At 52.1% G+C, this 19,532-nt stretch carries 12 protein-coding genes; 4 read left to right on the top strand and 8 right to left on the bottom strand.

Annotated elements, in window-relative coordinates; translation table 11 throughout:
* The first annotated feature begins 58 nt into the window (after positions 1–58).
* Positions 59–958, top strand: a complete 900-nt coding sequence (locus tag SC127_RS09590; protein WP_332626049.1) for a LysR family transcriptional regulator — start codon at positions 59–61, stop codon at positions 956–958.
* Positions 959–985: 27 nt separating this feature from the next.
* Here the strand turns inward: SC127_RS09590 and SC127_RS09585 are convergent, their stop codons facing one another.
* Positions 986–1,813 carry a creatininase family protein gene (locus SC127_RS09585; RefSeq protein WP_243079484.1) on the bottom strand — a complete coding sequence of 276 codons (828 nt, stop codon included), beginning with the start codon at positions 1,811–1,813 and terminating at the stop codon, positions 986–988.
* 788 nt (positions 1,814–2,601) lie between these two features.
* Positions 2,602–3,492: an alpha/beta fold hydrolase gene (locus tag SC127_RS09575; RefSeq protein WP_215844789.1), complete on the bottom strand. Its 891-nt coding sequence runs from the start codon at positions 3,490–3,492 to the stop codon at positions 2,602–2,604.
* A 164-nt stretch (positions 3,493–3,656) separates the two neighbouring features.
* Here SC127_RS09575 and SC127_RS09570 point away from each other — a divergent pair, with 164 nt between their 5' ends.
* Positions 3,657–4,055, top strand: coding sequence for a winged helix-turn-helix transcriptional regulator (locus SC127_RS09570; RefSeq protein ID WP_243079482.1), 399 nt, complete (start codon positions 3,657–3,659; stop codon positions 4,053–4,055).
* Between the two features lie 1,126 nt (positions 4,056–5,181).
* Here SC127_RS09570 and paoC read toward each other — a convergent pair.
* From paoC to SC127_RS09545, 5 genes are all read right to left on the bottom strand, one after another.
* Positions 5,182–7,380 carry an aldehyde oxidoreductase molybdenum-binding subunit PaoC gene (paoC, locus tag SC127_RS09565; protein WP_332626391.1) on the bottom strand — a complete coding sequence of 733 codons (2,199 nt, stop codon included), beginning with the start codon at positions 7,378–7,380 and terminating at the stop codon, positions 5,182–5,184.
* Between the two features lie 3 nt (positions 7,381–7,383).
* Positions 7,384–8,334, bottom strand: a complete 951-nt coding sequence (locus SC127_RS09560) for an FAD binding domain-containing protein (protein WP_215844792.1) — start codon at positions 8,332–8,334, stop codon at positions 7,384–7,386.
* Positions 8,331–8,975 (bottom strand): aldehyde dehydrogenase iron-sulfur subunit PaoA, encoded by a 645-nt coding sequence (gene paoA, locus SC127_RS09555; protein ID WP_332626048.1) that lies wholly within the window; start codon positions 8,973–8,975, stop codon positions 8,331–8,333. Before paoA ends, SC127_RS09560 begins: the two co-directional genes overlap by 4 nt.
* Positions 8,976–9,423: 448 nt before the next feature.
* The gene (locus SC127_RS09550; RefSeq protein ID WP_332626047.1) at positions 9,424–10,749 is read right to left on the bottom strand and encodes a uracil-xanthine permease family protein; all 1,326 of its coding nucleotides are present in this window, start codon (positions 10,747–10,749) and stop codon (positions 9,424–9,426) included.
* 54 nt (positions 10,750–10,803) lie between these two features.
* Positions 10,804–11,928, bottom strand: a complete 1,125-nt coding sequence (locus SC127_RS09545) for an aryl-sulfate sulfotransferase (RefSeq protein WP_332626046.1) — start codon at positions 11,926–11,928, stop codon at positions 10,804–10,806.
* Between the two features lie 196 nt (positions 11,929–12,124).
* Here SC127_RS09545 and SC127_RS09540 point away from each other — a divergent pair, with 196 nt between their 5' ends.
* Positions 12,125–13,132: a LacI family DNA-binding transcriptional regulator gene (locus tag SC127_RS09540; protein WP_332626045.1), complete on the top strand. Its 1,008-nt coding sequence runs from the start codon at positions 12,125–12,127 to the stop codon at positions 13,130–13,132.
* Between the two features lie 304 nt (positions 13,133–13,436).
* On the opposite strand, the gene SC127_RS09535 is transcribed toward SC127_RS09540, so the two are convergent.
* A complete protein-coding gene (locus SC127_RS09535) occupies positions 13,437–17,162 on the bottom strand; it encodes an autotransporter domain-containing protein (protein ID WP_442955745.1) in 3,726 nt (1,241 codons plus the stop codon).
* A 513-nt stretch (positions 17,163–17,675) separates the two neighbouring features.
* On the opposite strand from SC127_RS09535, the gene SC127_RS09530 reads away from it, so the two are divergent.
* The coding region (locus SC127_RS09530) for an Ig-like domain-containing protein (protein ID WP_332626043.1) at positions 17,676–19,532 on the top strand (1,857 nt) is incomplete at its 3' end.

The raw sequence follows: 19,532 nt of genomic DNA, 5'->3' as shown, positions 1-19,532 counted from the left end.
ATCTTAAAAGCATCATTTTTCGTCCTTACTGATGCCTAAAAGGCAACGCAGGAAAATTATGCTTCAGCATCGTCTTTTTGTTTATCTTGATCAGGTTGCACGCAGTGGTTCCATCCGCAAAGCAGCAGAACGTCTGCATATCTCAGCTTCCGCTATTAACCGGCAACTCCTCGCGTTAGAGGAAGAACTGGGCACACCGCTGTTCCAGCGTCTGCCGCGAAAAATGGTCCTGACTGCGGCTGGCGAAGCGCTGATTTATCATGTGCGTCTGAGTTTTAAAGAGATTGAATGGGCGCAAATGAAAATTGAGGAGCTGAAAGGGTTGCGTCGAGGGGAAGTGACCATTGCGATGATGAGCGGGCTGGCGGCGAATTTGATCCCGCGTACAGCCTCTGAATTTCGGCGAGCAAATCCACGCGTCAAACTCAATCTGCAGCAATTAACGACGGGTGAAAATATCACAAACGCTGTGGCGAGCGGCGAGGCAGATTTGGGTATTGGATTTGATTTTGATCTGCAACCAGTACATCGCAACATTGCCAGTGTCGCTGTGCGGCTTGGTGCGGTAGTGGGTGTAGGCCATCCATTGGCAGATAAACCCAGCTTGCGTTTGAGTGATTGCTTACCCTATCCGATTGTTATAGCCGATAAATCAATGGTTATCCGGCCTTATCTCGATGAGGTTTTTGCCCGTGCTTCGGTGAATCTCCAACCAGTGATTGAAACGAATTCGATTGAAGTGATGCGTCAGTCGGCCATCATGGATCAAACCCTGACTTTCCTGACGCCCATAGATATTGAGTTTGACCAGCGTAGCGGCAGATTAATCTACATTCCTGTTAGAGAACTTTCGCAGCAAACGCAAACACTGATGCTGATAGGTCACGATCGCGGGACCAGTGCCATTGGTAGCGTTTTTGCCGAAACGATTAAAAGTATGATGTCGGAATTATGCTGAAGCAGGCCCATATGGGCCTGCTCTGAACTATTCCTGACGGCTTGAAAATGCCGTAGTAGAACGCAGCATCTTCATTTCACATTCATGCACTTCTTTAATCAACGTCAATAAAGCCTGAGCTGCGCGATCGGTGGCAACTTTACCGCGTTCCGCATCTGCTGCAGAAGCGTTACCTGTAGCACCAGAAAGATGCAGATCCTGCGCCATCCAGCCAAAACCCACACCGCCTTCGGGTGTTAAAATGCCGCCTTTGGCTTCAAGGGCAACGGAGGCAGAAACAAAGTTATCAGCATGATCCATTTGCACTAACTCAGGATGCAGATGCAGCATCATGCTTGTTTCAGACTCACCACCATGGATGCCATGCTGCATTTCGTGGGCGCTGTAGAGATCAGAGGCATCAATGGTATGAAACCAGCTCGCACTGACGGCCAACATGCCTAACTCTATGCGCAACTGACGGCAAACTATCTCCATCAACTGCGGTTGGCCGCCGTGTGAATTCCAGAAAATAATCTTACGAATACCCGCTCGCCAGGCACATTTCGCCATCTCAAACCACACTTTACCCAGTACTTCATAAGGCAGAGAAAGCGTTCCTGGATAGGCGATATGCTCATCTGATTTGCCAACCGGTACGGCTGGCATAAACAAGACGGGCAAGTCTGATGGCAACAGCTCAACTGCACGATTAACAATGCCTGCATTGATGGCCGCATCCACCCTGACCGGTAAATGGGGCCCATGCTGCTCTACTGCGCCGACAGGCAATACCGCCACGATATTAGCCATATCCAGTTCACTAAATTCACGGGTGGATAAGTCCCACCACCAGGGTGAAGAAGGTTTGTTCATGTTTTCCTCCATTTTTGAATAACATAGTCTTTTCCCTGTTCATTGGAAGAAACATAATTCGTCCTGCCTGTTGCCTTTTAGGCATCACTGAATAGGCAATTTAATGAGGGAATATCGTTGGGACAACTGACGTTGCTTTAGATGGGTACAGCAGGAAAAGCGTACTCTGGACGGTTTACTTCGATAATTGCGTTTACCTATCGAAATAGTTGTTTACGCCTGAAAAATGGAAGAGTCATGGAGGGGGAGGCCGCTTGGAAAACGGAAAATATGCTACGCTAAGCCTGTTTTATGTACAGACTACTATCCACTGAGCGTAACGCGCGGTATTTACCCTGTCCCAGTTTGAGGTTTGTTCGCCAGACGTAATCCCCGCTCAGGTTGATAATACCGGGATAAGCACTAGTGCCATTGCACATGAATTTAATACAATCCGGCAAACCTTACTCAGGGTAAAAGCAGGGCAGCAATAATCCTGCATACAGAAACGGCTTCAGACGCTACCGACTTTGACCGTCCGCTTTGTGCCAGAAGCGGAGATTGCCGTCCTTGGCCATTAAATGAATCATTCGCTAATCGCTGACATTTTATCGAGAAAAGCCGAGGGGCGTATTACCGGTTTTGGTTATTAGGGGAGAATCCACGTTTCGCTACTAATCTGACTCATCACCTATATGTTGTCGCTTTAGCGGTAAAAAAGACCTGGCGGCTTCTGGCGAGTCGCATTCACTTCATACGACTAAAAATATCAGCTCTCAAACCGCGTATTCTGCTTTCCCATTTGGAAATCAAAGCTCATCAATCCAGGCCGTCACGGCTTTGTTCACGTCCTCACTGCGATCCTGCATAATCCAGTGACCCGTCTGCGTCCAGTAGTCTGTTTTTGACTTTGGGTTTGCAAACCATGTCCGCATATTCCCTGCCTGAGTGGCATCGCGACAAAGGTGATAAACAGGAATCGTTAAGCTACGACAAAAATTCTCACTCGCTTTGCCAATACCCACTTGTCCCGCACCCAGAAACAGTGGACCGAATGATTCCCGTATCACATGCAGCGGCACACCCTGAAGACGTCTTGCATGCCAGCGCTTAAACGCTGGCGGGGTACTTTTATCGTAAAAAAGTTCAAATAACGCCGGACCGGTCAAATAGGGATCGCCGTTTTGCAGGTCATCAACCGCTTTCTGAAAAAGCGCCGCCTGTTTATCCGGGAATCCCATCGAACCATCTATAGAGACAACAGCACTCACTAAGTCAGGTCTTTTCGCTGCAAGACGAGCTGCAATCTGGCCACCCATGGAATGGCCAATAAGAATAAATTTTTGGCCAGGATAGTGTGTCAAAATCAGTGCTTCAATATCGGCAACATAGTCAGCAGGAGCATAATGTCCTGATGGCATAACCTGCGATCGTCCATGCCCGCGTAAATCAACAGCCACCGTACGGTATTTGCTTTCAAGCTCGGGTAATTGCCAGCTCCAGTCATGCGAATCACACGTCCAGCCATGTAAAACCATTATGTTTTTGCCTTCCCCTTTTTCCGTATAAAAAAGTTTGGCCGTCGACGAATCCTTTGGCGCAAAATGTGCCGGACTTGCTTTCACTGTCGCCGAAATAACGGTGGCGCTGGCGAAGGCCAGCAGGTTACGTCGGGACAGAGAGAACTTTTCTTCTTTCATAATGGGTCCTTAGTACTCGCTAAATATTTGTCCTGCCGTTTTATTTAGCAGAAGATGCGGTTGGGAGTGAGATATTTATACCAACGTCAGTAGCATGGTATATAACATTCAATTAAGGTCAATTACGCACTTTTAAGCGAGTAGATATACTGAAGGATACCTATATGACAAACATTGTTGATCCCGTTTTTTTTGCGGACTGTGCCGCGCGTGTCTTTTTCGATCAGGTAGCAAACAAATGGAGTGTAATGATACTGACTTTACTCAATGAAAATACAATGCGTTTTAATGAAATGAAGCGCAGCATGGAAGGGATAACACACAAAGCACTCACCCAGGCGTTGCGTAAAATGGAACGTAACGGGTTGATTAACCGTACGGTTTTGCCCACTTCTCCGGTTGCAGTAGAATACGCCATTACCGAACTTGGCCGCTCTTTGCAAAAACCTTTTAGCGCCATGTATGATTGGGCGATTAATCATCTTGAACTTATTGAAAAAGCACAGGAAGCGTATGATGCCAGCGCTTCTGTGATTAATGAAAATAGTCGTTTGCAGAAATAAAATGAGGGCTTTGCATGAACCTGACTTAACACCCGTCAAATAATTAAAATAAAAGACTTTGAATGTTGAGTCATTATTTGGCACGTGCGTGGTATTAAGTGAAGCCACTTTTACATACCCTTTTAAAATAACCCTCTCATTCTGTTTCGATTATTTAGATAACGGCTGTTGACATGTGGGATTTAAAGATCCTTTTAAAAAATTTATAAAATCGGATGGAGCTCCATCCGGACGAAAAAACCTTATGGCATATTTGAGTATACGCAAATGTCACAGGGTAAATTCCTCCTGAAATCTCCTTATGTCATTATCTATATGTCATGAGTATGAATGTCATAACCCAAATGTCATCATTTAGTCTGCACTAAGGGTGCACATATGTATTGTTGGGGGCGAGGGCAGTGTATTGCATAACATTTTGCAGGTGCGGTCACTTGATTGAGCCCAGAATAAATAACGCGCTTAGCCTGGGATAATTTCCGTTTTTCAAGCGGACCCCTTATTACACGATTCAGGCGGTAGTTACGTAAAATTGGCAATGATTAAGTCAACATTATGTCTTGCTCCGTTGGCTGTTTTCATCGCACGCATAACGTTAAGGGAGTGATTTTGGGCTTGTAAATTAATCAGTCTTATCAAAGCAAAGGAAAGTAATGAAACTAGTTACATCATCCTTTAAAACAATTAATACTCCTAGCCCGCAGCCAAGGCGAGTGCAGTTCTTCAAGGAGTCTGGTAACGCGGGGAAAGTAGAGTGTAAAAAATTATTTAAATGGCTGGTGGTAGCCAAACTGATACCTTTGTCGCTTAAGATTCTCGCGGCTATGAGTCCTGAAACCGGCGCAATTTTCGCGTAGCAACGTCAAAATGCTCTGTATGAAAAAATATGATAAAAAGCCGTCCCGTGTTTTTCCCGTCAGATACTTGCCCGTCCCGGCAGTATCGGAAAATCACACATTAAATCAGTCCAGGAAATTTCCAGAAACCGGTAGATACGCTAAAGGTTACAAATATCCCAATATGAATGTCCAGCGCTGACATGCATGGAAGGTCAGTCCAGGCTTGTCCGCTGTTTGAGCATCCTTGCTACGTTGCTGGATAACTGACAAGCCTGTGATAACGCATATTATGCCAAGGCGGGAAGTCCCTTCAGTAGCTTATCCAGTGTTACCGGATAATCTCTCACACGAACGCCGGTGGCGTTATAGATCGCGTTAACGATGGCCGAACTGACACCACATAAACCCAGCTCACCCACACCTTTTGCTTTCATGGGCGAGGAGATAGGGTCGGTGTCATCCAGAAAAATGACTTCCTGCTCAGGAATATCGGCATGAACGGGCACTTCATAGCCGGCCATATCGTGGTTTACAAAATATCCCAGTCGCTTATCGACTATCAGCTCCTCCATCAGTGCCCCACCGAGGCCCATCGTCATTGCACCAATCACCTGGCTTCGTGCGGTCTTGGGATTGAGAATACGACCGGCTGCGCAAACCGCCAGCATGCGGCGAACTCTGACTTCACCCGTTGCAATATCAACCCCGACTTCAACGAAGTGCCCTGCAAACGTTGACTGCTGATACTGCTCATCGAGATCACCAAACTCAATGCTGTCCTCTACGGTAAGGGGAGCTTGAGCAGCAGCAGCAGCAAGCGGTGCACTCCGGTTTCCGTTATGTACCTGACCATCACTGAAGGTGGCATTTTGGGGGTCAAACCCAAGTTTGGCTGCGACAGCCTCGCGGAGTTTCACGCAGGCCGCATAAACACCGGACGTAGAAGTGTTTGCTCCCCATTGACCGCCTGAGCCTGCAGAAACCGGAAAGCTCGAATCCCCCAATCGCACAACAACCTGGTCAATGGAGACACCCATCATTTCTGCTGCCGTCTGGGCGATAATGGTGTAGCTGCCGGTGCCGATATCGGTCATGTCGGTTTCGACGGTAATGGTGCCTTTATCATCTAAATGCACACGTGCACCCGATGTCGCCACCATATTATTACGAAAGCCTGCCGCCACGCCCATTCCTACCAGCCAGCGCCCCTCTCTGACCATTGCCGGTTTAGCGTTGCGGCGGCTCCAGTTAAAATGCTCCGCTCCGGTTTTAAGGCACTCAACCAGCTGACGGCGCGAGAAAGGGCGATCGGGATTAGCGGGATCGACTTGGGTATCGTTGAGAATGCGAAACGCGATGGGATCCATGCCCACTTTTTCTGCGATTTCGTCAATCGCAATCTCCAGTGCCATCAGACCCGGTGCCTCACCCGGTGCTCGCATTGCGTTTCCTTCGGGAAGATCGAGCTTCGCCAAACGCAATCCTGTCAGGCGATTAGCGCCAGCATAAAGCAACTCTGTTTGCTGAACCGCTGTTTCTGGCGTGCCATCCGGTAGATTACCAGACCAACTTTGATGTGAGATGGCCGTAATATGGCCGTCGCGATCTGTGCCGATACGAATGTGTTGAATGGTTGCCGGACGGTGGGTCGTATTATTCGGAATCATGGGTCTTGGCAGCATGACCTTAACGGGGCGATTTATCGCGCGCGCCCCCAGCGCTGCCAGTAGCGCATCGCTACGCAGAAACAGCTTGCCGCCAAATCCACCACCGATATAGGGCGAAATCACGCGTACCTTCTCTACAGGCATATTGAGCGTTTTGGCCAAATCGGTACGACACCAGTCAATCATCTGATTAGATGTCCAGACAGTAAGCTTGTCATCCTCCCAGATAGCCATAGAAGCGTGAGGTTCCATGGCCATATGACTTTGGTCAGGCGTCGTATATTGCGCATCTAACTTGATCTCAGACGTGGCGAAAGCGCTGTCAAAATCACCGACCTTTTTATCGGTCTCGCCTTCGGGAGGCGTCGTTACGGTGGGTTTTTCATGTGCGAGATCATAGGCACCAGGCTCACGCTCGTACTGAACGTTAACCAGCGTCGCCGCTGCGCGTGCCTGTTCAAACGTTTCCGCTACCACGAGTGCGACAGCCTGGTGGTAGTGTTCAATGTTGTCGCCAGCCAGCAGCCGGGCAGCATTTCTCTCACCTTTATCCAGTGGGCCAGCATTTTCAGCGGTGACGACGGCAAGCACACCGGGTGCACGCTTCGCTGCCTGGGTATCGACGGCAGTGATTTTGCCTTTTGATATAGGGGCGCCGACAACATAACCATAAGCTGCATCGGGGGCTTCGGTATGCCATTCATAGGCATAATGCGCTAAACCGGATGTCTTCAATGGGCCATCTATACGACTTAACGGCTGACCAACCACGTTGAGCTGATCAATGGGATTATTCCCTGCGGGCTTTTCGAATTTCATCATTTATCCTCTCGCTTCCGCCAGTACCGACGCGAGCGTACGCTTCGCCAGAGTGATCTTATATTCGTTTTCAGCGGTGGGTTGCGCGCTGGCGAAGAGCCGATCGCATACCGGTTGAGCGCCATGAATAATTTCTTTATCCGCGTCCTCTAACCGCCACGGTTTATGTGCAACGCCGCCAAGCGCAACGCGGCCTGATTTATCAGGAAATATGACGGCGGCGACTGACACCAGAGCAAACGCATAAGAGGCGCGATCGCGCACTTTACGATAAATATGCGTTCCACCCAGCGGTGGGGGAAGGGTGACCGCAATAATAAGCTCCCCGGGATGCAAGACAGTTTCCAGATGAGGAGTGTTTCCCGGCGCACGATAAAAATCAGCAATGGGAATAGTGCGTTCACTCCCATCCGGGCTGACGGTTTCCACTACTGCATCCAACAGACGCATAGCGACGGCCATGTCGCTGGGATGGGTGGCGATACAATCATCGCTTGCACCTACGACAGCATGTTGACGACTGAAGCCATCAAGTGCAGCGCATCCGCTACCCGGTAATCGTTTATTGCAGGGCTGATTGGTGTCATAGAAGTAAGGACAACGGGTACGTTGAAGCAGATTACCTGCTGTTGTCGCCTGATTGCGCAACTGTCCAGAGGCGCCTGCTAACAAAGCGCGCGATAACACGCCGTAATCGCGTCGAACTCGAGAGTCTGCGGCTAAATCGGTGTTACGAACCAGCGCACCAATGCGTAGCCCACCTTCCTGAGTCGCTTCGATTTTATCCAGTTCAAGGCCGTTAACATCAATCAGATGGGATGGCGCTTCGATTTCAAGCTTCATCAGGTCGAGCAAATTGGTTCCACCCGCAATGAATTTAGCCCCTGAATGTTGCAGCGCGCTGGCAGCTGCCTCAACGGGGGTTTTTACCCGTTCATAGGTGAAAGCTTTCATGATTTTTGCCCCTCCGCAAACTCTTCAATCGCAGCAAGAATGTTGGAATAGGCACCGCAGCGGCAGATATTACCGCTCATACGCTCCCGTATTTCATCGGCAGTGACTTCAGGCGTGGAAACCAGATCGTGCGTGACGTGGCTGGGAATGCCCGCTTTGATTTCTTCAAGAACCGCAACCGTTGAACATATCTGACCGGGTGTGCAGTAGCCACACTGATAGCCGTCATGCTTGATGAACGCCGTCTGTAAAGGATGCGGCTTTTCAGGCGTGCCCAGACCTTCAATGGTGGTGATCTCAGCATCGTGCTGCATGACCGCCAGGGTGAGGCAAGCGTTGATCCGTCGCCCATTAACGATAACCGTACAGGCGCCACACTGACCGTGGTCACACCCTTTTTTCGTTCCCGTGAGTTTAAAATGTTCACGTAGTGCATCAAGCAGTGTGGTGCGGGTATCGACTTCCAGCTGTTGATGATTGCCGTTCACTTTTAGTGAGATTTTCTCTAACGAAGGCGGGGGTGTTGCAGATGATGCATTAACGCCAAAAGCAGCATCTGACGATACTGTGGCGGCGGACGCGGCCCTGAATTTTTCACCGACCGCATTGTGGTGAGGTTTTGTCTCGCGTTGGCTGCTCATGCCAAACCTCCAGTAATTAAAAAAGACAATGGACAAAAGTTGGAATAAAACGGTTTTTGAAAAATTATTGAAGGTTAAGCATAGTCGGCATCTTCAAAAGAATTATCCGTATTGTCTACATGGCTTTATGAACAGGGCTGATAACCGATATTTTGATTCATTGAAATGAGAGGCACATATTCCGGCGAACGCACTCCCCCGCGCTGCAAATGCCTTTGTGACGCGGGAGCATGGCCTGAATGAATGTGTATTTCAGTCACTACAAGCGGCATTGTGGTGCGGGTATCGGCTGAAGGTGGAAGGCTACTGTCAGTGAGTTGTTAAAAAGGATACTTGTTAAAACTAACAAGTATCCTCAATGTGTAATCACGGGTGATAGGGTATCTACATCACTTGAGCGTTTGATATTTTAAACAACTGTTCAGCGCGTTGCAGCAGCCCTCTAAACTCACCGATTTACCCTTGCTACAGTCCGTTTTTCGCTCATTAAAAACAGCGAATTTACGATGATTGCGGTGAGGGTTCCGGCAGCCATGCCGTTACCCAGAACCATCTGTACGGCTGAGGGTAAATTCTGATAAAGGCCAGGGACAAGGATCGGCAACATTCCCATGGCCAACCCGCTGGCTAATGCATAGGTTTTCCCCGGCATGTGCAGCGATTCACGGGAAATCATTTCGATTCCGATCACCCCAATTATGCTGAAGACAATGACAGCCGTGCCGCAAACAACCGGGCCGGGCAAGCCGGCTGCAAGGCGTACCAGAGGCGAAAACACGGCAATCAGGATCAACAGTAGGCCAGCTATCGCTGTGACGTGGCGTGATTTTACGTTGGTTGTACGCACAACGCCGATATTCTCGCCGGAAGTGATAATAAGAGAGGTTCCGAAAATCCCGCCAAGCAGCGACATGATGGCATCTCCACGAATAGTCCGTGGGATTGTTTTATGGACGTTTTGAGTAGAATTAACGATCTCAGCTGTCGCAATCGTTTGCCCGGTTGCTTCAGCCATAGAGATAACGGCATAAATAAGTAAAGGCAGCGAGGCTGAGATATTAAATACCGGCCAGCCGAACGGGAAAAACTGCGGTACGCTTAGCAGCGGGCCGTGGCTGACACCGCTAAAGTCAGTCACGCCGAGCAGGACGCCGAGCAATGTTCCCGCCAGTAGGCCAAACATCACTGAAAGCTGACGCAGAATACCGGTAAAGACAAGCGCAAAAACCAGCGTGATCAGGATAGTACCCAGCGCCAACACAATGTTGGTTGACGGTGCAAATTGAGCATTGGCTGGATGCGTAGTAATGAGCCCGCCATACAGACGTATCAAGTTAACGGAGACCAGCAGCAACATAATACCAATGATAAACGGTGGAAAATGGTGCAGGAAGCGGCGGAAAACGGGCAGGGCGATAAAGTAAAACAGCGAAGTTAATATCACTGCGCCAATTGCCGTCTGGATAGTGGTTTGCAAAGCGATCGCAATGAAAATCGCTATTGGAGCACCGCCCGGAACCATGATAAACGGCAGCCGTGCGCCGAAACTTCCGATGCCAAGGCTTTGTAAGATTGCACCCAAGCCGCACATCAAAAACGTCGCGCTCAGTACCGAGAGGGTGATCGCATCAGTGAAATGGAGTGCATTAGCAATCAGGAAAACCGCGGTGATCGGTGTGGCTGCGACAACCATTACATGCTGAATCGCCAGCAACAGCTTAGTTTGCCAGGGCAAGGCTTCATTATCCGGTGCTGCGGAATCAGGTAGCGGCATATTGCCTCCCATCAACATTTAAAATAACCGCCAGCACAAGCTGGCGGAGAAAGGTTATTTCAGCCACGGAATGGCATCTGCGCTATAGCGATGCGCGCGAAACGTGCTGTTATGCTTGCCGGGGATAACACCGTTACTGAGATGTTCCGGGTATTCATTGAAATGCGGGATGATGTATTCCCACACCGTTTCACCCTGCGGCGTCACTTCAAACAGGCGGCCAAATGCTGACTCACAGATAAACGTATTGCCATTCGCCAGTCGCTGCGCGCTTCCCATATAGGGTGAGAAAAAAGCGGGCGGAAAAATGTCGCGATACTGCCATGTGATGGCTTTAGTCTGGGGATCGAACTCCAGTATCGTCGAGTGCGGTGAGGTCACTCCGGGGCGCAGATTGCCGTTATCAAAAACCAGAATCGAGCCATTCTCCATCTCAACTGGGGTATGCTGTTGAGCGACAACGTCCGGGCCGGCGTGCCAGACAACCTTACCGCTCTCTTTCGCCACCGCAATGACGCCAGAGGTTGTGCGCAGACTCATCAGCACAAGGCCATCTCGGGTAACAGACAAACCGTTAATCATCGGCCAGTGGCGGCGGTCAAAAATGTCATGGACCGGGAAATCCTCCGGCGCCAGATGCTCCCAGGCACGCCATTCCCAGACGACTTTTCCCTCTCGAGTGACCTCTTTTACGATATCGCTCTGAATGATGCCGTCGGGTGCATCGCGACGGGGATCGCCGCCTGTCACGCGTGCCGCTATCTCTGTGGGTAATGGGGCTGCCGTGGTATACAGCAGATTACCGTTCGCCAGCCATTGCGCGTCATGATGGTGAAAAATATCTTCGTAATGCCACACCACTTCATTATCTGGAGTGACTTCATAGAAATCACCGCCGTGCCAGAGATCCCACGCCGGGTAGAGTTGTGCTGAGTTACGGTGGCTCCCGTTATAACCCAGATTGCCGTTAGGAAGCAGAACAGCATCCCGTCCGGCACGGACCGGTAATTGCCACTGATGCGCAACGTCTCCTTCGTCATCGATCAGATAGACTCGACCGTCGGCTGTTTGTGGGGCGAAGAGAGTATAACCGCCAAAGCTTTTTGCTTTATCCGCGAAAGTCAGTCCGGTTGGACGGCGTCCGAGCGTAAAAGAGGGATCTTGATTTGAGTGTGTCACGTAAGCTCCTGTAGAAACATCTGTCGCTAAATTCGTCATTAAAACGTTTTAATGGAAATAGTAGACATTAACTTCTGCTCAAGCGCTACCTCTGAATAGCCATTCAGTAATATGATTTTGTTATGAATTAGGTCTGAAATTTATACCTGAGCAAATGTGTTACCCTGACCGAAAAATGTCAGGGATTACCAACACCATGCCAGTACAAGATAAAAAACGCGCAAAGTTGATTGATGTTGCACGCCTGGCCGGCGTTTCCCCGGGTACGGTATCCAATGCGCTTCATAACACCCGTTTTGTTGAACCTGAGACAAGACAACGTATTGAACAGGCGATCCAGGCGCTGAACTACACACCGAATATTCGTGCCCGCCAGCTGCGTACCGGAAAAACCAACACGATTGCGCTGCTCTCTTCGTTACCGCTGTCTATTGCTTCCGGGGCGTCAAAACTGGGATTTATGATGGAGGTTGCACTCACCGCGGCGATTATGGCGTTGGAAAAACAGCACGCGCTGATACTTGTGCCGCCAGGCAAGAACCCGCTGGATACCGTAACTTTCGATGCCGCTATTCTGCTTGAACCCGCTGAAAACGATCCGCAGCTGCTGGCGCTGGAACAGGCGGGGATCCCTTGTGTCACCATTGGCCGTACGCCGGGAACAACCACGCCAGTGCCCTGGGTTGATCTGCATTCCGCGACGACGACTGATTTATTGCTAACGCACTTGGCGGCGGAAGGTGCGAGTCAATGCGCGCTGTTTGTCGGCAACATACGCCGCACCTCCACGCTGGAGACGGAAGCCACCTATCGCCTCTGGTGCGAAGGACGGCAGACGCCGGTGATTTATTACCTTGATGAAAAGCAGGGCGAAACTGCCGGTTATCAGGCTACGCGCCAGTTGCTGCAGGATAATCCCGAGGTGGATGGCGTACTGATTCTGGTGGATACCTTTGCCAGCGGAGCCATCCGCGCCTTTCATGAAACAGCAACGGAGATACCGCAAAGGATGCGGTTAGTGACTCGCTATGATGGCATTCGGGCACGAGAATCCCAGCCACCGCTAACGGCGTTGAACCTGCACCTTGATGAGGTCGCCCGTCAGGCCATTACGCTGCTGTTTGACGTTTTGGCGGGGCATCAGGTTCTCAGTAGTGCTGGACAGAGGCCCGAACTGATAATTAGAGCCTCAACCCGAACCTGATATCCAGGAGATTGTGCAAGGTAATGACCACGAGAGGGTGGCGCGTTTATGAAACCCGGCCTGGCATCAACTCTCGCCTCCCTTAACCGTAAAGCGCGGGCTGGCTGCCCGTCAGACCGAGGTGCCGAAAAGACGGGTTATCGCCACCAACGCCAGCGCTGACGTAAATGATTCCGGGCTATCACACCGTCATCTACAGCGTTCACTGGATGAGTTGCTTAAACGTCTCGGTCAGGCACAGGTCGATTTTTATCAGCTTAATGCTTCCGACATAGAGATGCTTGTTGAGGAAACACGCACTCACTCAGAATCCGATATTCACCCGCACCATAATCGTCTGTGCTCGCGTCTGCTGTTCATCCATTCCCAGGGTTGCCTGATAAGCGATCCCCGGCGTGATTTCATGTGGCAGCACAAAATCGATGCCCACACCCAGCGCCAGTGTCTGTTTGCTTTGCTCATACAGCGACATACTCCAGGTGTCATTGCCCACATCGGCATAGCCCACCCGGGCGCTACCGTTATCATTTATTAGCTGTGAATATTCCAGGCGGCTTTGCAGTTTCACAAAGCCCCAGGTGGTCGGCACGCTGTGCTCGCCGCGCAGACCCGTCGTGGTCACTACCTGAGTGAAACGCTGTGGGGCAAACGCCAGATTGAATGCCCCCGCGTCCGACTCGGCGTAGCCATCCAGCCAGGTACGGTAATACTGTAGGCGTGCGTAGGGTGAGATAAGGCTGTTAACCGTGCGGAAGGCGTAGCCAGAGGTCAGAGAGCTGAACACCTGACGCCCTGAACGACTGCCGCGCGCGAATGCATCCGATTCGCTGACGTATCGCTTGCTGTCGAACTCGAGACTGCTGTAACCCAGCAGTCCGTCAATAAAGAACGCATCTGGATGCCAGCTGCCATAGATTGCCGAGCTAAGCGAACGGCCATTGTCCCGAGAACCTGAATCACCGACATCACTCACGTCGCGGCCAAAACCCATCCCCATCCCGGCGGTAAAGGCCGGAGTGAAGCGATAATCGGCACCGGTCGTGATACCCACCATCGTGTGGCTGAATCGCACGCTGTCATCTTTATCGCTGCCAAAATCGATATAGCCACCGGTCCAGTAAGAGAGGCGCTCACCGTCATGACTGCTGGCAAACGGCGACGGCGGCGGTTGTGCATGTTCATCCTGGTATTTTTGCTGCTGATGCCAGGCGCTGGCCCACAGATCTTTATCCGTATCACGCTCAGGGCGACTGGTTGGCATATTGAAACGGAGACCATTGTGACTGGAAGGCAGATTCACCCCGCTGTGCAGCTGTTCCAGGCGGTCATTGAAATTACGTATCTGGGCGCGTGCGAAGTTCTGCGCAGCCTGAACCTGAGCGCTAATCAGGCCAATCACGTCCGCATCTGTCGTGGGATTGGGACGGGCGGCAATGGTCAGCGTGATCTGTGCGGGCTGGGTGGTGCCGGAAGGCGCCGACAGTTCATAACGCAGGGCAACGGTGCCGCTAGCCTGTGCGGCGGCAGTGAACAACAATTGAAATGACGTACCGGATGATTGAATAGAGGCGGTGCCGAGGTTGCTCTCTGGCTTATCCAGCAAACGTGCCGCGGTGAAGGGGCCACCGGTCGCACCGTCAACCAGATTCACCTTCACCGACTGTCCGGCGTAAAGTGAGGCACTGTGGTTAGCCGCCACCGGTGCGGCGTTATTGATCGCCAGTGAATAAGCCGCCTTTGTTGTCTCTCCATTTGCATCTGTTGCGGTCAGGGTAAATGAAGCAGAACCCCCCGTTGTCGGAGTGCCCTGCAATTCACCATTGGCGAATGTCAGACCTTGGGGCAAAGTCCCGCTCTGCTGCCAGCGGTAGGGTGCGGCTCCACCTGAAGCGCTGAAACGTTGCAGGTAAGCCTTACCGACCGTTCCCTCCGGCAGTGCACCGCTGGAGGGAACCATCACGAGCGTGGCCGCCGCCACATTCAGGGAAACGCTGGCCTCTTGGGAGGTGCCAGATGCATTGGTTGCCGTGTAGGTAAAACTGTCGCTACCGGTGTAGTTACTGACCGGGGTGTAGCGAATGCGGGTACCTGCGGCGATGGCGGTGCCGTGACTGGCCTGTCGAATCACCGCGACGCTTGTGACTGTTCCTGCAATGCTGAGTGTGATGGCGTTATCTGAACTCCCCGCACCTACGCTGGCCATGACTGCGCTGGCAACCGGCACCGCCTCGTTGACACTCAGGGTATAGCTGACGGTACTGCCAGAGCCGGCGCTATCGGTCGCCGTCACCTGAAAGCTGTAATTACCTGCGAGCGTTGGTGTGCCCGAAAACACGCCGCTGGCACCGTTGAGCGTAATGCCAGCGGGCAGGCTGCTGGCGCTGTAGGTATAGGATGAAGTACCACCAGAAACGGCCACAGTCTGTGACCAGGCGCTGCCCACTGTTGCGGCCGGGAAGGAACCACCCGCTGGAGTGAATGTCAGTGGCGTTGCTGTAATGGTCAGTAAAACCGTGGCGTTGGCAGAGCTTCCTGCGCTATTTGTCGCATTATAGGTGAAGCTATCGCTGCCGGAATATCCGGGGTTCGGGGTATAGGTAATCGCGGTGCCGGAAGCGGTTGCGGTGCCATGTGCAGGTGCGTTAGCGATATTTACCGCAGTAGCAACTCCGCCAGATAGTGCCAGCGGAAGAGTATTATTGCTGCTGTTGGCACTGACTGTTGCCGCGACAGCACGGGCAATCGGTAACGCTTCGCTTACGTTTAATGTGTAATTGACAGTACCGGAGGCGTTATTGCTGTCGGTTGCGATGGCCCTAAGGGTAAAGCTGCCCGTCGCAGTGGGCGTACCTGAAAGCACACCCGTGGTGCTGTCTAGTGTGATGCCTGCGGGCAGGCCGATTGCGGTCCACGTATAAGGCGCAGAGCCGCCAGAAGCAGTCAGCGTCTGCGTCCACGCGCTATTAAGCGTAGCGGCCGGAAGCGCACTCGTTGCTGGTGAGAAGGTTAATACTGGCGCGGTGACGGATAAAGAGACCGTGGCATTTGCAGAGGTCCCCGCGCTATTGGTCGCGTTGTATGTAAAGCTGTCATTGCCTGAATATCCGGCGTTTGGCGTGTAAATGATCTGGGTGCCGGAGGCCGTTGCGGTGCCATGTGAAGGCGGTGCTGCTACAGCAACCGACACCGGCGTGCCGCCACTGATCGACAGTGTAAGCGCGTTGTTTGTGCTGTTCGCCGCAACCGTCGCTGTAGCGTTATTTGCTATCGGCATGGCTTCTGCACGCGTCACAGTGAGTGTGTAAGAGCGGGTAGTTGTCCCGTCCTGTGCTGTCACGACCACCGGAATGCTGGTTGCTACGCCTGATGACAGGCCGATCGCCGAAGAAGCGGAACCGGATGTTATTACTGAACCGTTTACTGTGACAGTCGCACTGGAATCAGCGGTAAGAGGCGTAACGGTGATGGAAGATACGCTATTCGCAACAGAGGCCACATAGCTTGTCGTACCTGAGCTGAACGACGGTGAGAGTGTGCCTGCAGAGAGATAGAGGCCGCTTAGTGCTGCATCGCTGGATACTGCAATGTTGCCAGTGCAGCTGAAAACGACGTTACTGAGTTCCCCATAGCTTGTGGTGAGGCGAACTCGAAGCCCGCTGGAAGCGAGAGTGCCTGCTGCCAGATTTATGGTGACGGTATGGGGTGAAGAACTGGTAGCGTTGGCGGCATTGTATGTCTGAGAATTGCTGTAGTTGTAACCTGCGACACCGATGCTGTCAGCGCTCATCACATTGCCACCATATCCGCTTCCGCTGTCGGTAAAACTGACTGTCAGGGCATCGCTGACATCAAAATCTGATGCGGGATACGCATTGGAAGTAAATGACAGGGACGTCAAACCAGAAAGCGCATTAACAGCCGAACATCCGTTTGACAGGGCGTATGCAGATGAGAGCGGGAATGCGAACAAAACGAGAAGAATAAAAACGAAACTGGCTGCGTTTTGCAGCCTGAGGTCGTAACGCGCCATCATTCACCCAAGGGATAGTTTATAGTTTTCGTAAAATAGGAATGATCCTATTTTTTCAGATTAACATGGGTGATTAGGGCAGGATGGATTGATTTGCAGCACAACTTACTGCTTTATTGTGCGATTGCAGAGCCCCGTTTTCGGTTGATGAAGCCATCAACGTGCTACTTATAAAAGCCGTGTTGACAGAACTTTATTCCATTGAAAAGCAAGACAAATTAGTTAGCGTCGACTTATCGCATTACTCCTGCTGTAAAGAAAAAGATGCGTAAAGTGTAGATTCTTGGTGGGTACATCTGTTAGCTGTCGACGGGACGTCGTGATGGGAAAAGCTACGGTTCGCGACAATGCCACATCTAAACTTACTCATCAAGATTGTGGCGAAAAATGAGAAACTCACTAAATTCGAGTTTCGTCTTATACATCCTCGCGCTTGTCTCTGAGAAAATTCTGTAATTCTCCAGGTCGTTCAAATTAACGGGCTGGCCTGTTACTTTTTTTTTGGACAAGAAAATGACAATCATCCCTTTGAATCTGACCTTACTCAACGACGGCATGGCGTCTCAACGCGTGACGTTGCCTCAGGGCAAGCCGTTTCATCTCAACGCTGTTGCGGGCAACCGCTATCTCATTACCCAAGGGGCAACGAAAGACGCCTCAGGTCCTGAGAAGCTGAAACTGAGCCGTAAAGACAATCATCTTGAAGTCCGCATTGATGGCGATGAGCAGCCGCAACTGATTATTCTTGATTACTACGAGCAGCCAGGCGATGTACTGGGCGTTGACGCCCGCGGCGATCTACATGAGTACGTCAGCGCCGACGCCGCCAGCGGGGAAGCAGAAGCATTCGAAGATAATTACAGTGCCGTGATGGTTATGAGCCGCAACTCCGCGGGTCCGCTCGAGGCGTTTTATCCGATAAAAGACTACGGCTTTCTTAAGGCGGCGGCCGCCTTTGCCGGTTTACTGGGCTTGGGCGGCGTCGTTCTTGCCATGCAGAACCAGCACAGCGGCCCGGCTGATAAAATCCCAGCACCGACTATTGTCCAAGGCCATGATAATTTCGGCAGCGTCACCGGTTCGTTGCAACAGGGGGCCGTAACCAACGACCCGTCGCCTGATATCAGCGGCCAAGGCAGTAAACCTGGCAACATTATTCATATTTACGCGAACGGCGAGCTGCAGGGTTCGGCCGTGGTTGGCGAGGATGGCAGTTGGATATTTACGCTGCTGTCCCTCTCTGAAGGCACGTATCAGCTAACAGCAACGGAAACCAGTGTCGAGGGCAAGGTTAGCCCGGCGTCCGTTAAGTTTGAGCTGAATATTGATCTGACGCCACCTGCGGTCTCGATTGACAGCGTGACAGATGACGTCGGTGGCCTGACCAGCAACATTTCTTCCGGCGGGCTGACCAACGACAACCAACCGCTGTTGAGCGGCCAGTCGGAACCCGGTGCACTTATTGAAATCAGTATTGATGGTCGGGTAGTCGGCAGTGTTATCGCTGGCGCCGACGGCAGTTGGGCGTTCCAGGCACCTACGTTAAGTGAGGGTGAGCATCGCTTCTCTGCCACCGCCACCGACACGGTCGGCAACACCAGTCTGCCGACTGTGGATTATCCCATCACTATTGATACGGTTGCGCCGGACGTCAGCATTAACACTGTGCTGGATAACGTCAGCGGTGGCATAGAGGGCGGCAATCACATCGGCAACAATGGGCTGACCAACGACAGCCGCCCGGTTATCAGCGGCAGCGCGGAGCCGGGCAGCCTGGTGACGATTTACGACGGTGCAAACGCGATTGCCAGCTTCACCACCACCACGGCGAACTGGACGTGGCAGTATCCGGCGGGCGCACGCTTCAGCGACGGTACGCACCTGCTGACGGTGAGGGCGGTCGATCCGGCCGGCAACGTTTCTGCGATCTCCGAAAGCATCACCCTCAACGTCGACACCCAAGCCGCGCCGACGGTGCTGAGCAGCATCACCGACGCGGTGGCGGGCGGCGTGACCGGCGCGATTGCCCTCGACGGCACCGGGCTGACCAACGACAGCCGCCCGGTTATCAGCGGCAGCGCGGAGCCGGGCAGCATGGTGACGATTTACGACGGCGCAAACGCGATCGCCAGCTTCACTACCACCACGGCGAACTGGACGTGGCAGCATCCGGCGGGCGGGCGCTTCAGCGACGGTACGCACCTGCTGACGGTGAGGGCGGTTGATCCGGCCGGCAACGTTTCCGCGACCTCCGAAAGCATCACCCTCAACGTCGACACCCAGATCGCGCCATCGGTGCTGAGCAGCATCACCGACGCGGTGGCGGGCGGCGTGACCGGCGCGATTGCCCTCGACGGCACCGGGCTGACC

It is taken from the genome of Pantoea sp. T14 (genome assembly GCF_036663535.1).
In the GTDB taxonomy this organism is placed as follows: Bacteria; Pseudomonadota; Gammaproteobacteria; order Enterobacterales; family Enterobacteriaceae; genus Pantoea; species Pantoea phytostimulans.
The sequence above is the reverse complement of the archived record's forward strand: the minus strand, read 5'-3'. Positions and strand labels throughout refer to the sequence as shown.

Coding starts and splice junctions, on each gene's coding strand:
- SC127_RS09560 (WP_215844792.1), bottom strand. CDS start 8,334: ATGAAAGCTTTCACCTATGAACGGGTAAAAACCCCCGTTGAGGCAGCT.
- SC127_RS09570 (WP_243079482.1), top strand. CDS start 3,657: ATGACAAACATTGTTGATCCCGTTTTTTTTGCGGACTGTGCCGCGCGT.
- SC127_RS09590 (WP_332626049.1), top strand. CDS start 59: ATGCTTCAGCATCGTCTTTTTGTTTATCTTGATCAGGTTGCACGCAGT.
- SC127_RS09540 (WP_332626045.1), top strand. CDS start 12,125: ATGCCAGTACAAGATAAAAAACGCGCAAAGTTGATTGATGTTGCACGC.
- SC127_RS09550 (WP_332626047.1), bottom strand. CDS start 10,749: ATGCCGCTACCTGATTCCGCAGCACCGGATAATGAAGCCTTGCCCTGG.
- paoC (WP_332626391.1), bottom strand. CDS start 7,380: ATGAAATTCGAAAAGCCCGCAGGGAATAATCCCATTGATCAGCTCAAC.
- paoA (WP_332626048.1), bottom strand. CDS start 8,975: ATGAGCAGCCAACGCGAGACAAAACCTCACCACAATGCGGTCGGTGAA.
- SC127_RS09535 (WP_442955745.1), bottom strand. CDS start 17,162: ATGGCGCGTTACGACCTCAGGCTGCAAAACGCAGCCAGTTTCGTTTTT.
- SC127_RS09575 (WP_215844789.1), bottom strand. CDS start 3,492: ATGAAAGAAGAAAAGTTCTCTCTGTCCCGACGTAACCTGCTGGCCTTC.
- SC127_RS09585 (WP_243079484.1), bottom strand. CDS start 1,813: ATGAACAAACCTTCTTCACCCTGGTGGTGGGACTTATCCACCCGTGAA.